Origin of the sequence: Flavobacterium helocola (assembly GCF_038289885.1) — a bacterium.
Lineage (GTDB): Bacteria > Bacteroidota > Bacteroidia > Flavobacteriales > Flavobacteriaceae > Flavobacterium > Flavobacterium cheniae.
In genome coordinates this window covers 22306-37171 of sequence record NZ_JBBYHT010000002.1, presented here as the reverse complement: position 1 = coordinate 37171, position 14866 = coordinate 22306, and the positions used below count along the sequence as shown (strand labels likewise).

The following is a 14866-nucleotide window of genomic DNA, read 5'->3' as shown; positions in this document are numbered from 1 at the left end:
TAAAAAATTAAAACATGAAAACGACTTTAAAATTAGTTGCTCTATTCCTAACTCTTAGTCTTGCCTCGTGCAATGCTAATCTAAATTTAGGAGATGGTATTGATGGAAGCGGAAACGTGGTAACCGAAAAAAGAACTATCGACGCTCCTTTTACTAAAATTGATGCCAGTACAGGTGTTGAAGTAATTGTAGAACAAGGCGCAACTACAGAAGTAGAAGTGGAAGTAGATGACAACTTGATGGAGCATATTGTTACAAGAGTTGAAAATGGAACTTTAATTGTAAAAATTGATGGCAACATTAATACAATGGAAAGTGCAATTGTTCGTGTAAGTACAAAAACTATCGAAGGGTTAGAATCTTCTAGTGGTGCAACTATTCGTTCAAAAAACACTTTAAAAGGAACAAATTTAGCTTTAAAATCAAGTAGCGGAAGTACAATTAACACCGATTTAGAATACGAAAAAGTAAGCAGCGAATCAACAAGTGGTAGCGAAATTAAACTATCTGGTAAAGCACTTACTTTAGATACTAAATCGTCAAGCGGAAGTGAAATAGATGCCAAAGACTTAGCTGCAAACGAAATCACAGCTCAATCTACAAGCGGAAGCAATACAACCGTAAATCCAATTGTATTGTTAAATGCAAAAGCCTCTAGCGGAAGTTCTATTGATTATGTTAAAGAACCAAAAAAAGTGATTAAAGAAGAAACTTCTGGCGGAAGTGTGAGCCTTAACTAATTAACAAATAATTAGTATTTAATTAACAGCTTTGTTTCAAGCATTTTATAATTTTACATTAACAACTAAAAACTTCACTCTCATGATTAAGTTGATAATTCAAGTCGTAGAATTTGTTTTTACTTTAGTAGTAAATTTAATAGATTCCATTATATAAAACAATGAAAGCATCAGTATTTAAACTGGTGCTTTTTATTTTTTTCTCCCTATCAGATAGCGTTAATTTTTTTAATCTATTTCTGAAAAAATAAAATTGGAACAAATTTTGTGTATGTTTGTGATATCAAATTATCATAAAAATGACAAAAAAAATATCTTTTCTATTTGCGCTTTTATTTATCACTACAATTGCTGTAGCTCAAAAAAAAGAAAAAATTAAAGGTTCAAAAATTGTAACTGTTTCCGTTAAAGAAATTCCAGCTTTTGAAAATATTGAAATCAATGACAATTTTGAAGTCTTCTTAGTAAAAGCAGATAAAACTTCTCTAGAAATTGAAGCCGATGATAATCTTCACGAAATCATCAATTATGAAGTCGTTGCTGGAACATTAAGAGTTTCGTCTTTGAGAGAAGCTACTGGAGCAAAAAAATTCGCATTACGAATTAACTATACTTCCGATTTAAAATTAATCACTGCAAAAAATGAAAGCTCTGTTCATGCTTTAGCTGATTTAGAATTAGAAAACATTACCGTTAAAAATTATGATAATTCTAGAGCATTCTTAAATGTGAAAGCTAACTATTTTGCGTTAGTTTTAAATGATAAAGCAGAAGCAGAAATCAACGTAAAAGCAGAAAACACTTCTTTGGAATTAAGTAAAAATGCTGAATTAAAAGCTTTAGTTACATCACCTGAATTAAAACTTGACATGTATCAAAAAAGTCAGGCTACAATTGAAGGCAATTCTAATAATGCTAAACTAAGATTAGATAACTCTTCATTACTTATCGCAAAAAAACTAGTAATAGCTACTTTAGATTTAACTATGGAAGGTTATGCAAAGTGCTATGTTAATGTAACAACCAACCTCACTTTATCAGCATCAGGAAAAACTGAAGTAGAACTATTAGGTGAATCAAAAATTCAAATTAATAAATTCATTAATAACGCAACTTTGTCTAAGAAAGAAAAATAAAAAAAGGAGCAATAAAGCTCCTTTTTTTATTCTTGTCCTTTTCCGCCTTTGATGACGTAAGTGTAAAACCAAGTTATGGTAAATGTTGGGACAAAATCTATAAAAGGTACCAATTCTTCTATAAAGCCAAAAATACCAGCTAACTTCCCAATAGTTCCTCTATACATTGTGATTAATAATATTCCTGAAATGGGTGCCCAAACTAAATCGGTTACTTCGGCAAATACAGGAACTAAATATGACAACATTCCTATTCCATCAAACAACAAACTCAAAATTAATTTCGAGGTTTTATCGCTTTTTACGGGTTGAACTGGATTATTAATTGCTTTTTCTATCATTTCTTATTTTGTAAATTCTATTACGAATATACAAAATAGATGCCAAATTATTCTTTATGAATCATTTTATAAAAATCGTCACGGAATTCTTTCTGATTAAAAACTCCACCATACTGCAAAGTTGAAGTATAACTGCTTTCATCTTTAATACCACGACTCGAAACACATAAATGTGTAGCTTCCATCACCACAATCACATTATCAGTTTCTAAAACCGTTTTTAGTTCGTTGAAAATTTGCATAATCATACGCTCTTGTACTTGTGGACGCTTCGCATAATAATCTACAATACGATTTAGTTTAGATAAACCAATTACTTTTCCAGAAGAAACGTAACCAATATGCGCTTTTCCAACAATCGGTAAAAAATGATGCTCGCAAGTTGAGTTGAAACTGATATTCGCCTCCACTAACATTTTATCATATTGATATGAATTGTCAAAAACTGAAATTTTAGGCTTATTCGCAGGATTTAATCCTGAAAATATTTCCTGAACAAACATTTTTGCCACACGATGCGGTGTTCCTTGCAAACTGTCATCAGTTAAGTCTAAACCTAACTCTTTCATGATAATTTCAAAATGGTGTTCAATAACTTCCATTTTTTGAGCATCGGATCTTACAAAAGCATCTGGTCTCAATGGAGTTTCCACTGATGTCATTTGATGATTATCACCGATAATGTCGAATATTTCTTTTTCAATAGTAGTGTTCATAGCAATTTTTCCCTTCTATTTTAATTTCGATTTATAATACTTGCGCAATTTTTCTAATTTTGGTGCAATCACCATTTGACAATAACCTTGACTTGAATTTTGATTGTAATAATTTTGGTGATACTCTTCTGCATTATAAAACACACTAGCCGAAGACACTTTCGTTACAATCTTTTTGTCATATAATTTTTCTTTTTCTAACAACTGAATGTAGTTTTCTGCTTTCGCTTTTTGAGCTTCCGAATGATAGAAAATCTCACTTCTATATTGTGTTCCTACATCGGCACCTTGACGATTTAGAGTGGTTGGATCGTGTGTTGCGAAGAAAACTTCTAATAAATCTTCATACGCTACTTCATTCGGATTAAATGTAATTTGAATCGCTTCTGCATGACCTGTTTCACCCGTACAAATATCCTTGTAAGTTGGGTTTTTAGTTTTCCCACCAATATATCCCGAAACCACTTTCTCTACTCCTTTTATCTCTAAGAAAACTGCTTCGGTACACCAAAAACAGCCTCCAGCAAATGTTGCAACTTCCATACCTTCTTTTACTTTTATTTTTACAGGTTCTTTAAATTCTTCTTCTACGATTGGTTTTTCTTTAGCGGTACATGAACCAAAAACCAAACCCAAAACTAACGACAACCCTTTTAAACTGTTTTTCATAAATTACATTCGTTTATTTTGTTTAACAAATTTACATAAAAATTAAACATAAATACTATTTTAACTAAACTTTATTAATTGAGATACGTGAATAGATTTCGAATAGTTTTTTTATTAGCCAAAAATCTTTGTTTCTTTGTAGAAATGTTCCATTATGATTACGGCAAAAAATCTACATAAATATTACGATTCGCTTCATGTTTTAAAAGGAGTGGATTTACACATTAAAAAAGGAGAAATCGTTTCAATCGTTGGTGCTTCAGGTGCTGGAAAAACGACTTTACTTCAAATTTTAGGCACTTTAGATTTACCAGCCAAACAAAACGATACCGTTTTAGAAATCAATGGAGCATCGGTTTTGAATTTAAAAGACAAAGAACTTTCTAAATTTAGAAACCAACATTTAGGTTTCATTTTTCAGTTTCACCAATTATTACCTGAATTTACAGCATTAGAAAATGTTTGTATTCCGGGATTTATAGCCAATCGCGATAAAAAAGAAGTGGAAACCGAAGCCAAACGTTTATTATCTTATTTAGGTTTAGCCGAAAGAACACATCACAAACCAAGCGAACTTTCTGGTGGTGAACAACAGCGTGTTGCGGTTGCGAGAGCTTTAATCAATAAGCCAGCTGTTATTTTTGCCGATGAACCTTCAGGAAATTTAGATACACATACAGCCGAAAATCTACACGAATTGTTCTTTAAATTGCGTGATGAATTTGGGCAAACCTTCGTAATTGTTACCCATAACGAAGAATTAGCCAACATGGCAGATAGAAAACTAACGATGGTGGATGGGAATATTGTAAGTTCTTAAAATGACACAATCCGAGTTAAAAGAATTTCTTGACGAAAAGGTCGAATTATACAACAATCCGAATTTCATTGAAAGCGATCCAATTCAGATTCCGCATTTGTATTCGGTGAAAGAAGATATTGAAATTTCAGGATTTCTGGCAGCTACAATTGCTTGGGGAAATCGTAAAATGATTATCAACAATGCGAAGAAAATGATGGATTTGATGGGAAATTCACCTTACGATTTTGTCATGAATCATTCGGAAACGCAATTAGAATCGTTAGAAAATTTCGTTCATCGTACTTTTAACGGAAAAGACTTTGTTGGATTCGTTAAAGGTTTACAACATATTTACCAAAATCATAACGGATTAGAAGCCGTGTTTTCGAAAGAAAATCCAACCATGCAACATACGATTTCAGAATTCAAACAATTGTTTTTTGAAGCACCTCATTTAGCTCGAACTGAAAAACATATTTCTGATCCGTTGAATGGTTCGGCTGCGAAACGTATCAACATGTATTTGCGTTGGATGATTCGAAAAGATAACAAAGGTGTCGATTTAGGTATTTGGAACAGCATTTCTCCTAGTCTACTTTCTTGTCCGTTGGATGTGCATTCGGGAAACGTGGCTCGGAAATTAGAATTACTAACTCGCAAACAAAACGATGCTAAAGCTTTAGCGGAATTGGATGAAAATTTAAGAAAGTTAGATTCGAGTGATCCAGTCAAATACGATTTTGCTTTATTTGGATTAGGCGTTTTTGAAGGGTTTTAAAACAAAAAATCCTGCCGAAACAGGATTCTTGTGGAGAAGATGGGGCTCGAATATTGAAATTTCTTAAAATATCAAAAACACTAAAAACAAAGAAACCTCCAACAAATTCAATACTTAAAAGCACTTTTTACAAATATCACTATTGGATAAGTTTGGATAAATTAGGATATTTTAGGACATATGTGGACTAAATGTGGACTAAATTTTGTATCTTTATGGAACATAAAAAGGCAAAAATATGGCATCTATTTACCTACTCCTTCAGAGCAAAAAAAGTCCTGCGGTAATTTACATTCGTTTACGTGATGGACGAACACTTGACATCAAAGCTAAAACAAATTATCATATTGACCCTATCAATTGGGATGATGCTGAACAGCGACCAACAAAGAAAGCTTTAAAAGATATTGATATTGCAAACCTGGATACAGATTTAGCAACATTAAAAAACGACCTATTAAAAGAGTACAATCGTAGTAAAGGAACTAAAGTTGTAGACACTCAATGGTTAAAAGATTTTATAAATCCTCCTCAAGAAGAAATAAAACACCCAGAAAGTGTTCAAGAGTATATTGACACCTATGTTGCACTTAAAAAAATAGATTTAAAGAAAAGCACAATAGCAAAATGTAATGTTATTAAGCAATTAATAATACGTTATCAAGAATACACCAAATTACCTTTATTAATTCGCGATATAGACACAAGATTCAAAATGAATTTTGAAAATTATTGTATTAGTGAAGGTTATGCACCAAACACCACAGCTAGAACTATTAGATTTATAAAAACCGTTTGCAGACATGCAAAAGCTAACGGAGTAGAAACACATTATCAGCTTGATAGCATTAAAGCAAAATACCATAAAGTTGAAAATATCTATTTAGATGAAAAGGAGATTCTAGCAATAGAAAAAATAAAAAGTAAGAATCTAACCGATGGTTTAGAAAATGCACGTGATTGGTTATTGATAAGCTGTTATTGTGGTCAAAGGGTTTCCGATTTTTTACGTTTTGATAAATCAATGATTAGATACGAAAAGAATAAAACAGGAGAATTAAAGCCATTAATCGAGTTTACACAGATTAAAACAGATAAGATAATGACAATACCGCTTCATTCCAAAATCATTGAAATAATGAAGAGATACGACGGTAATTTTCCAAGAAAAATATCAGACCAGCGTTATAATGAGCATATCAAAAAAGTATGTGAGAAAGCAAAAATCAACACTCCTACTCACGGCACATTATTCGACCATGACAAAAAAGAAAAAGTTACAAAAGATTATCCAAAACATTTGTTGGTTTCTTCTCATATTGGAAGAAGAAGCTTTGCAACCAATAATTATGGTAAAATCCCAACATCTTTTTTAATGTACATTACGGGGCATACAACAGAAGCAATGTTTTTAACTTATATTGGAAAAAGCAACAAAGATATTGCTATGGAGTTAACAAATTATTTTTAATTTTGACACATGAAGTGTATTGATTTAAATATAGAAAATTTACATGCTCTTGGTTTAACCGAAGAAATTTTCAAAAATAATTTTGAAGAATGGCTTTTTAAAAACGAAGATTTTTTTGTTGATATAAACAACAGTAAAATTTATGTTGGAAAAGTTAGACTAAAAAAAGACATCCATCAATTATTTGAAATTATAAAAAAAAATCACTTAGACAATGGTGGGAAACTTGAAGATTTTGAAAAGGATATACTAGAAACAAGAGTTAATTTGAAAAAAAAGATTGACAATACACTAGATAATATTCCCGACGAGTTGAAATATGATTTTTTAACAAACTCACTAATAAAACTTGAAGATAAACTAACAGAAAAGAAAGACCAATACTATACTGAAAAATTAAATTCTATTTTGCAGATTGATGACAATCAAGACGTCACAACTCAACAAAATGAACTTAGCAAACAGAATGATAATCCATATCCTAGAATTTTTACAAGCGTTGGTGCTTATTTAAAATTTACAAATCTTCGAAATGAATTTGAAAAAACCAACCAAGACTTAGCTAATTATAGTTTTGTGTTTCACAGAATGAAAAAAGATAATCTAATTTATAAAGATTTAAAGCAAATAGAATATATTGATTTTTTATCATTTTTTGAAATACATCTAGATAGACTTAAACCATTAAGCCAATTAGGTAATAATGATTTAAGAGAAGGCATATATAATAGAATTTAAAAGAGTTTAAAACAACCGTGTCATAAAACACACGATTTCATTCAATCCACAACACGACCTCGTACCAACCTTTGACTTGTTAATCTTAAATATAACAAGTCATGCAAAACAATGCAATTTTACTTCAAACCCTAACTGTTGAACAGCTTCAACAGCTAATAGGTACATCCGTTAGAAACGGTATTCTTGAACTTCAAAAAGAAATTCAAACAAAAGACAATTCAGAAGAATTAATGACCAGAGAAGAAACCTGCCAATTTCTAAAAATTGATAGCAGCACTTTATGGGCATGGACAAACAATGGTAAAGTCAAAGCCTATGGCATAGGTGCAAGACGTTACTACAAAAAGTCTGAAATAATGGAATGTTTAACCCTATTAAAAAAGTAAGCTATGAATAATTTTTATGACGATGCCGAAAAAGTATTAAAAAGGTTAGACGAAAGTGTTGCCTTATTAGTTGCACAAATGAAATTGGGTGGCAAATTAGATCCCGAAGATGTTTTTTTTGATAACGGCGAATTTATGAAACTAATGAACATCAGTAAAAGAACAGCACAGGAATGGAGAAACAAGAAAATTATCGAGTTTTCTCAAGTAGGTAATAAAATCTATTACAGACTTTCAGATATCCAAAGATTACTAAATGATAACTATAACTCTAAGTAACAATGGAACAGATAGCAAACAACAAACTGATGGTTAGTGTTTATCAAGAGTTTAAATACAATTTAGGAGAAAGAAATCTTTTAGAAGTATTACAAGAAATCAAATCCAATAAATATCAAAGTGAAATTAATTCTATCCGATATGCTTTGCATAAAGGAGATGAAAAAACAGCGGAAGAAATCAAAAGTAATTTATTAGGTTTTACAACTTCTGGAACATTTGGAGAAAGCAGAACAAAAGCAAATATAGTAACCTATTCACAAGTAGTATGTTTAGATTTTGATGATATACCATTAACTGAAATAAACAATCTTGTAACGCTTGTAAATACCTGTAGATACACGTTCGCATCATTTATAAGTCCAAGTAACGAAGGTTTAAAAGTATTCATTAAAGTCAATTCAAATGCAGAGCAACACACAACAGTTTACAATCAAATCGCAAATTTTTATAAAGAGTTATCAGGTTATGATTTTGATGCAAAATGTAAAGACATTACCCGATTGTGTTTTGTTTCTTGTGATACAGATTTATTTTTAAATGAAAATGCAGTAATTTTTGAAGTAAAGGAAGAAATAAAACCATTAAAAACAGAACCACAAAAAGAAGTAAAACATGACCTTACAACAGATGAATTATTAGATAAATGCTTAACGTTTACCGAACAAAAAGAACAGTATTACAATGGCAATAGAAACAACTTTATTTTCCTATTCTCATGCAATGCAAACAAGTTTGGTATTTATGAAGATGATACATTGAACTATTGCATTAATAATTTTGATTTAGAAGAAAGAGAGATAAAAGCAACGGTAAACAGTACATATAAAAACCAAAGTGCAGACTTTGCAAAGTTTGCAAAGTTTGCAAACATGCAAAGTTCAAATACAGATAGTGTTATAAATGCAGACAATAATTTTGATGATTATGAAGATTGTCTAAAAGGAACACCTATAATTCCGCAATCGGTTTACGATAACCTACCACCTATTTTGTTTGAAAGCTGTAAAGTATTTACACAAGAAAGAGAAAGAGATGTATATCTTACAGGAGCATTGGCAATTCTTTCAGGTTGTTTACCTAATGTATCAGGCTTATATAGTGGAAGTATTGTTTATCCTAGTTTGTTTTCTTTTATTTTAGCTCCAGCCGCTTCAGGAAAAGGAGCATTGAAATTTGCAAAAGCATTAGCGGACAAATACCACGACAAAACATTAGCTACTTCAATTGAGGATAAAAAGCGATATGATGAAAATTTAGCAGCCTATAAAATGCTAAAATCAAAAGGTAAACTAGAACAAGGTCAAGAAATGCCCCAAGCTCCAAAATTCAAAGTAGTATATATTCCGGCAAGCATAAGTAATGCAAAAATGATGAACCATTTAGAATGGAATGAAGGTAAAGGAATTATTTGTGAAACCGAAGCCGACACAATGGGACAAGCTTTTAAAAATGATTGGGGTGCTTATTCGGATTTATTGAGAAAATGTTTTCATCATGAAAAAGTATCAAAAAGCGTTAAAACCGATGGAGAATATATAGAAGTAAACAATCCGCAACTATCAGTAGCATTATCAGGCACACCAAAACAAGTTTTTAATGTTATTTCATCAGCAGAAGATGGTTTATTTAGTCGATTTATATTCTATGTTTTTAAAACAGATGCAGTATGGTTAGACCCATCACCAAAAGGAAATCCTGTAAATTTAACTGACTATTTCACAACACAATCAAAACTAGTTTTAAAGCTGGTAGAGTTTTATGAAAGAGACGAGATGATTTTACATTTAACTGATGAACAATGGGATAGATTTAACCCTATTTTCAGTTCGTTTTTAGAACAAATAAACACATTTGTCAGCGAAGATGCCTTAAGTATAGTAAAGCGTTTAGGATTGATATTATACCGTTTTTGTATGATTTTCACAGCAATAAGAAAGTTTACAACAAATGACTATCACAAAGAAGTATATTGTTCCGATATTGATTTTGAAACAGCATTAACATTAACTAAAACCTACATTCAACACAGTGTTATAATGTTTACTAATCTACCAAAGCAAGGAGAACAAGGACCATTCAAATCAGGTGAAAATAAAAAGAAATTCTTTGATGCATTACCTAATAAATTCCAGAGAAAAGAAGCAATTGAAATCGGTAAAAAGTTTGATATTGGTGAACGTTCAGTGGGCAACTTTCTAAAATCATGTTTAGGAAAATATTTAGAACAACCAGACTATGGAAATTACAGAAAAATCAACTAAAATTAATTATATAGTTAAACAATAATTATAATGTCTTATTTTTGAGTTTTTATATAGAAATTCAATAATATGAATATAGCACAAATTGAAAACAATCTTCAAAACCTGATTAAAAATTTTAGCAAAGACACGTTCATTTTCGATTTGTTATTGGCTTATGGGTTACCTAAAGCATCAATAACAAGACTTCAAAATGGAAACTTAAATCTTTCTAAGGTTCAAGGCGAAGTATCTTGGAAAAAAAAGGTGCTATTCAAGCCAATTGAAAATGAAGATTTACACGTTGCTATAACCAAATGCAAAGAAGAAGCAAAACAAGAACAACGTTTTATAATCGTAACGGATTATAAGACGTTGTTGGCGGTTGATACAAAAACAAGTGATACACTTGATATTGAACTTGAAGTTTTACCAAATCATTTCGATTTCTTTTTGCCGTGGGCTGGAATGGAAAAAGCAACCCATAAAAATGAAAACCCTGCCGATGTAAAAGCAGCCGAAAAAATGGCAAAGCTTTTTGATGAGATTAAAAAAGACAATCCAGATAATTCAGATGAGTTCATTCACGGTTTAAATGTTTTCTTATCTAGGTTGTTATTTTGCTTTTTTGCAGAAGATACCAATATTTTCAAGAAAGGTCAATTCACAAATGCAATCAGTTCACATACGCAAACTGATGGCAGTGATTTAAGCAATTATCTTGATAAACTATTCGATGTTCTTAATACACATGATAGAAATAGAAAAGACCTTCCTGCTTATCTAAATGAATTTCCTTATGTAAATGGTGGTTTATTTCAACACAAACACAAAACACCAACTTTCACACGTCGTTCTCGTCAGGCTATTATTGATGCAGGAGAGTTAGATTGGTCAGCTATTAATCCCGATATTTTCGGTTCAATGATTCAGGCTGTTATTACACCTGAGCATCGTGGTGGTTTAGGAATGCACTATACCAGTGTACCTAACATTATGAAAGTAATTGAACCTTTGTTTTTAAATGAATTAAATGAAGAGTTTGAAAAAGGTAAATACGAACCAAAAAGACTAAATAAATTATTAGAACGTTTAGGTAAAATCAAAATATTTGATCCTGCGTGTGGTAGTGGTAACTTCCTAATTATAGCTTACAAAGAACTACGTTTTCTAGAAATTAAAATACTTGTTCAATTACAAGAATTACAAAAAGCTGCAACAGGCTTTGAGCCTTATCAATTAGAACTAATTCCAAAAGCACAATTAACATTAGCAGCACAATACCAACCAACATTATTTTCACGCATTGAGTTAGCACAATTCTTTGGTATAGAGTTAGACGATTTTGCTCACGAGATAGCAATTCTATCTTTGTGGTTAGCTCAACACCAAATGAACCAAAAGTTTAAAGAAGTGTTAGGAGAAAGCACCCCAACATTACCATTACAAGCAGGTGGTAATATCGTTCATGGTAACGCTACTAGAGTAGATTGGGAAAAAGTATGTCCTAAAAAGGAAAATGATGAAATCTATATTTTAGGTAATCCACCGTATTTGGGGGGTAAAGGGCAATCCAAGGAACAAAAAGATGATATGGATTTGGTTTTTAAAGGTTTCAAAAACTATAAAGAACTAGACTATATTGCTTGTTGGTTTTTATTAGCTTCAAAATATATTGATAAAAAATCAAAATATGCTTTAGTAACTACAAGTTCAATTTGTGAAGGAGCTCAGGTTGAACAACTTTGGCCTATTATATCTGATTTGGAAAATGAAATATTTTTTGCGTACAAACCATTTAATTGGACAAACAATGCAAAAGACAAAGCAGGTGTTACGTGTTCTATTATTGGTGTACAATATAAAAATGCCAATACAAAGAAATATCTTTTTGATCAAAATCGTAAACTTGAAGTACCTAAAATAAATGGTTATTTGTCGATAGCAAACGATATATATGTTACAAAAAAACAAAATCCATTTTCATCATTACCAATAATGATAACTGGAAATAGTCCTTATGATGGTGGCAATTTAATGTTAACTCCTGAAGAAAAAAATGAATTAATAAACCTTAATCCTAGTTCAAAAAAGTTAATTAGAAAAACATTTGGAGCAAATGAATATATTAATAATATTGAAAGATATTCTTTGTGGATTGATGATGATGATTTAGAATTTGCCAAAAATATAGATATAATAAAAACTAGAATAGATAACAACTATAAGCAGAGATTAGAAGGTGGTGATGTTGCTAGAGGTTTGGCTAGTAGACCTCACCAATTTAGATATCGTCATCAAGGTATAAGTTCTATTATTATTATACCGATTGTTTCATCAAGTAGAAGAGAATATATACCAATGGGTTTATTACCAGCTGATACGATTATTTTAAGTTCTGCTGCTGCAATTTATGATGGCGAAACATATGTGTTTGGTGTAATTAGCTCAAAAATTCACATGTTATGGGTAAAATTAACATCCGGCAAGTTAAGGGGAGATATTAGATATTTAACAGCTTTAAGTTACAACACTTTCCCATTCCCTAAAATTTCAGAAGCTCAAAAACAAGAATTAACACAATGTGTATTTAGAATATTAGAAGAACGAGAAAACCATTCCGAAAAAACATTAGCACAATTATACGACCCAGAGAAAATGCCACAAGGCTTGCGTGAAGCTCATAGGTTAAATGATTTAGCTGTAGAACGTTGTTACCGCAGTAAACCTTTTGAAACAGACGAAGAAAGATTAGAATACCTTTTCAAGTTATACGAACAAATGATTTCAGAGGAAAAAACAAAAGACACGTTATTTAAGGAAGAAAAGAAAGCTAAAAAAAGCAAGAAAGTATGAATGTTGAAGACAAAAATAAAGAATATAAAAGCTTAAAAAAAGCTGTTGGCAAACAAGCCGATTTAAAATCTTTGGCAGAAACTTGTGTTTGCTTTGCAAATGCTCAAGGAGGTGAATTAATAATTGGTATAGAAGATAATGATAAACATCCACCAATAAATCAAAAAATAAAAGTTGACGACATGAATAATGTGGTTAAGCAATTAAGAAGCCTTACGGATGGTGTTGGTATTGTTAATCCCTCAATACAAATACATGATAATGGTTCAGATTATTTTACATTAAGAATATTACCATCAACAAGAGTTATAGCTACAACTTCATCGGGTAAGGTATTAATTAGAATTTCAGATAGTTGTTATCCAGTTGGTAGTGATGAATTAACTAATTTGTCTGCTGAAAAAACTGCTTTTCAATGGGAAATCGTGGCACCTCAAAAAATAACATTAAATGATGTTGAAGCCAACGATGTTATTAATTTTATTAATGATATTAAAAAGTCTGATAAAGTTTCTGACTTCATCAAATTAAAGGATGATTTAGAAATTCTTAGTTTTTATCAATTATTAAGCCCTGATAATTATTTAACAAATTTAGGGGTTTTGTGGTTAGGCAAACCATCACAGCGTGCAAGGTTGAGTTATCCACTTACAATTCAATACATTGTTTACAATGAGCGTGATGAAAAAATTAGAAAAAAAGAGTGGCATTTTCACAATTATAGTCCTAAAGAATTATTATTAGATTTAGAAAAAGAAGCAGTAGAACTAACGTACAGTAGTGAGTTGCCAGATGGTTTGTTTAGAAAAACTGTTAGACAATATCCTAAAGAAGTTGTTAGAGAATTATTAATAAATGCAATTGCTCATAAAAAATACACTATTTCAGGTGATATTTTTATCGAAGTTTATCCTGATAGAATGGTAATAACAAGCCCGGGTAATCTTCCTTTAGGTATAACTAAAGATAATATTTTACATGAAAGACATAGAAGAAACCCACATCTTATTCAAACATTAAGTGATTTAAAACTAATGGAGGGAGAAGGTTCTGGATTTGATTTAGTGTATGAGAAATTAGTTAGAGATGCAAAGCCACTTCCTGTTATTGAAAATGAATTTACAAGGGTTGCTGTAACAGTCTTTTCAGGTGCAATTGATACGGAAGTTATTTCTATTCTTGATTATATAGATAAGCATTTTCAGTTAACACAAAAAGAATATATTGCTTTAGGAATTGTTGCAACTGAAAAGAAAATATTGTCAACGCAATTAGCTTTGAAATTGCAAATGACACAAGAAGATAAAATGAAATCTTGGATTGGTACATTATTAGATAAAAACATATTAATAACAAGAGGAGCAAAAAAGGGTACAGAATATTTATTAAATCCTGATTTATTTGCTCAAGCTAAACTTGATATTAAACCTTCACTAAAAACTATAGAACCTTATGTTTTAGCAGCATTAATAATAGAAGATTTGAAACATAATGGAAATCGTAAAATGTCTGATATTCAGAATAGAATGCCCGATGTACCTAAACAAGATATTCAAAGGACTGTTTATAAAATGGTTGATGATGGTGAGATTGAAATTGAAGGTGGAAAAAAGAATAGAACATATCAAATTCCAAAAAAAAATAAATAAAAAATAAAATCGTAAATAAAAACCGTAATCACAGCAATATCAAGGGTTTATTTATTTAT

Annotated in this window: 14 protein-coding genes; 11 read left to right on the top strand and 3 right to left on the bottom strand. The window is 30.9% G+C overall.

Features of this window, described 5'->3' with window-relative positions; genetic code table 11:
- The first annotated feature begins 14 nt into the window (after window positions 1–14).
- On the top strand, window positions 15–740 hold the full coding sequence (locus AAEO58_RS05040; protein WP_341682441.1) for a head GIN domain-containing protein: 726 nt from the start codon (window positions 15–17) through the stop codon (window positions 738–740).
- Between the two features lie 299 nt (window positions 741–1039).
- Window positions 1040–1876, top strand: a complete 837-nt coding sequence (locus tag AAEO58_RS05035; RefSeq protein WP_341682439.1) for a GIN domain-containing protein — start codon at window positions 1040–1042, stop codon at window positions 1874–1876.
- Window positions 1877–1902: 26 nt separating this feature from the next.
- Here AAEO58_RS05035 and AAEO58_RS05030 read toward each other — a convergent pair whose 3' ends face one another.
- From AAEO58_RS05030 to msrA, 3 genes are read right to left on the bottom strand one after another with little or no spacing between them, the layout of a single operon-like run.
- Window positions 1903–2217 carry a hypothetical protein gene (locus tag AAEO58_RS05030; protein ID WP_341682438.1) on the bottom strand — a complete coding sequence of 105 codons (315 nt, stop codon included), beginning with the start codon at window positions 2215–2217 and terminating at the stop codon, window positions 1903–1905.
- 47 nt (window positions 2218–2264) lie between these two features.
- Window positions 2265–2933 (bottom strand): GTP cyclohydrolase I FolE, encoded by a 669-nt coding sequence (gene folE / locus AAEO58_RS05025; RefSeq protein ID WP_291135041.1) that lies wholly within the window; start codon window positions 2931–2933, stop codon window positions 2265–2267.
- A 15-nt stretch (window positions 2934–2948) separates the two neighbouring features.
- Window positions 2949–3476, bottom strand: coding sequence for a peptide-methionine (S)-S-oxide reductase MsrA (gene msrA / locus AAEO58_RS05020; RefSeq protein WP_341682820.1), 528 nt, complete (start codon window positions 3474–3476; stop codon window positions 2949–2951).
- Window positions 3477–3756: 280 nt separating this feature from the next.
- On the opposite strand from msrA, the gene AAEO58_RS05015 reads away from it, so the two are divergent.
- From AAEO58_RS05015 to AAEO58_RS04975, 9 genes are all read left to right on the top strand, one after another.
- A complete protein-coding gene (locus AAEO58_RS05015) occupies window positions 3757–4422 on the top strand; it encodes an ABC transporter ATP-binding protein (RefSeq protein WP_341682437.1) in 666 nt (221 codons plus the stop codon).
- A gap of 1 nt (window position 4423) precedes the next feature.
- The gene (locus tag AAEO58_RS05010; RefSeq protein ID WP_341682436.1) at window positions 4424–5182 is read left to right on the top strand and encodes a TIGR02757 family protein; all 759 of its coding nucleotides are present in this window, start codon (window positions 4424–4426) and stop codon (window positions 5180–5182) included.
- Between the two features lie 238 nt (window positions 5183–5420).
- A complete protein-coding gene (locus tag AAEO58_RS05005; protein WP_341682434.1) occupies window positions 5421–6653 on the top strand; it encodes a tyrosine-type recombinase/integrase in 1233 nt (410 codons plus the stop codon).
- Between the two features lie 9 nt (window positions 6654–6662).
- A complete protein-coding gene (locus AAEO58_RS05000) occupies window positions 6663–7391 on the top strand; it encodes a hypothetical protein (RefSeq protein ID WP_341682432.1) in 729 nt (242 codons plus the stop codon).
- Between the two features lie 101 nt (window positions 7392–7492).
- Entirely contained in the window at window positions 7493–7780 is a 288-nt protein-coding gene (locus tag AAEO58_RS04995; protein ID WP_262319431.1) for a helix-turn-helix domain-containing protein, read from the top strand.
- 3 nt (window positions 7781–7783) lie between these two features.
- Window positions 7784–8059, top strand: coding sequence for a helix-turn-helix domain-containing protein (locus tag AAEO58_RS04990; RefSeq protein ID WP_026726787.1), 276 nt, complete (start codon window positions 7784–7786; stop codon window positions 8057–8059).
- A 2-nt stretch (window positions 8060–8061) separates the two neighbouring features.
- On the top strand, window positions 8062–10323 hold the full coding sequence (locus AAEO58_RS04985; protein WP_341682427.1) for a DUF3987 domain-containing protein: 2262 nt from the start codon (window positions 8062–8064) through the stop codon (window positions 10321–10323).
- Between the two features lie 69 nt (window positions 10324–10392).
- Window positions 10393–13158 (top strand): class I SAM-dependent DNA methyltransferase, encoded by a 2766-nt coding sequence (locus tag AAEO58_RS04980; protein WP_341682425.1) that lies wholly within the window; start codon window positions 10393–10395, stop codon window positions 13156–13158.
- On the top strand, window positions 13155–14807 hold the full coding sequence (locus tag AAEO58_RS04975; RefSeq protein WP_341682423.1) for an ATP-binding protein: 1653 nt from the start codon (window positions 13155–13157) through the stop codon (window positions 14805–14807). The genes AAEO58_RS04980 and AAEO58_RS04975 overlap by 4 nt, the downstream gene beginning before the upstream one ends.
- The last annotated feature ends 59 nt before the right edge of the window (window positions 14808–14866 follow it).

What these genes read in the sequence shown, in the direction of transcription:
- AAEO58_RS05030 (WP_341682438.1), bottom strand. Translation starts at nt 2,217, where the DNA reads ATGATAGAAAAAGCAATTAATAATCCAGTTCAACCCGTAAAAAGCGAT.
- AAEO58_RS05035 (WP_341682439.1), top strand. Translation starts at nt 1,040, where the DNA reads ATGACAAAAAAAATATCTTTTCTATTTGCGCTTTTATTTATCACTACA.
- AAEO58_RS04995 (WP_262319431.1), top strand. Translation starts at nt 7,493, where the DNA reads ATGCAAAACAATGCAATTTTACTTCAAACCCTAACTGTTGAACAGCTT.
- AAEO58_RS04980 (WP_341682425.1), top strand. Translation starts at nt 10,393, where the DNA reads ATGAATATAGCACAAATTGAAAACAATCTTCAAAACCTGATTAAAAAT.
- folE (WP_291135041.1), bottom strand. Translation starts at nt 2,933, where the DNA reads ATGAACACTACTATTGAAAAAGAAATATTCGACATTATCGGTGATAAT.
- AAEO58_RS04985 (WP_341682427.1), top strand. Translation starts at nt 8,062, where the DNA reads ATGGAACAGATAGCAAACAACAAACTGATGGTTAGTGTTTATCAAGAG.
- AAEO58_RS05005 (WP_341682434.1), top strand. Translation starts at nt 5,421, where the DNA reads ATGGCATCTATTTACCTACTCCTTCAGAGCAAAAAAAGTCCTGCGGTA.
- AAEO58_RS04975 (WP_341682423.1), top strand. Translation starts at nt 13,155, where the DNA reads ATGAATGTTGAAGACAAAAATAAAGAATATAAAAGCTTAAAAAAAGCT.
- AAEO58_RS05040 (WP_341682441.1), top strand. Translation starts at nt 15, where the DNA reads ATGAAAACGACTTTAAAATTAGTTGCTCTATTCCTAACTCTTAGTCTT.
- msrA (WP_341682820.1), bottom strand. Translation starts at nt 3,476, where the DNA reads ATGGAAGTTGCAACATTTGCTGGAGGCTGTTTTTGGTGTACCGAAGCA.
- AAEO58_RS04990 (WP_026726787.1), top strand. Translation starts at nt 7,784, where the DNA reads ATGAATAATTTTTATGACGATGCCGAAAAAGTATTAAAAAGGTTAGAC.
- AAEO58_RS05000 (WP_341682432.1), top strand. Translation starts at nt 6,663, where the DNA reads ATGAAGTGTATTGATTTAAATATAGAAAATTTACATGCTCTTGGTTTA.
- AAEO58_RS05010 (WP_341682436.1), top strand. Translation starts at nt 4,424, where the DNA reads ATGACACAATCCGAGTTAAAAGAATTTCTTGACGAAAAGGTCGAATTA.
- AAEO58_RS05015 (WP_341682437.1), top strand. Translation starts at nt 3,757, where the DNA reads ATGATTACGGCAAAAAATCTACATAAATATTACGATTCGCTTCATGTT.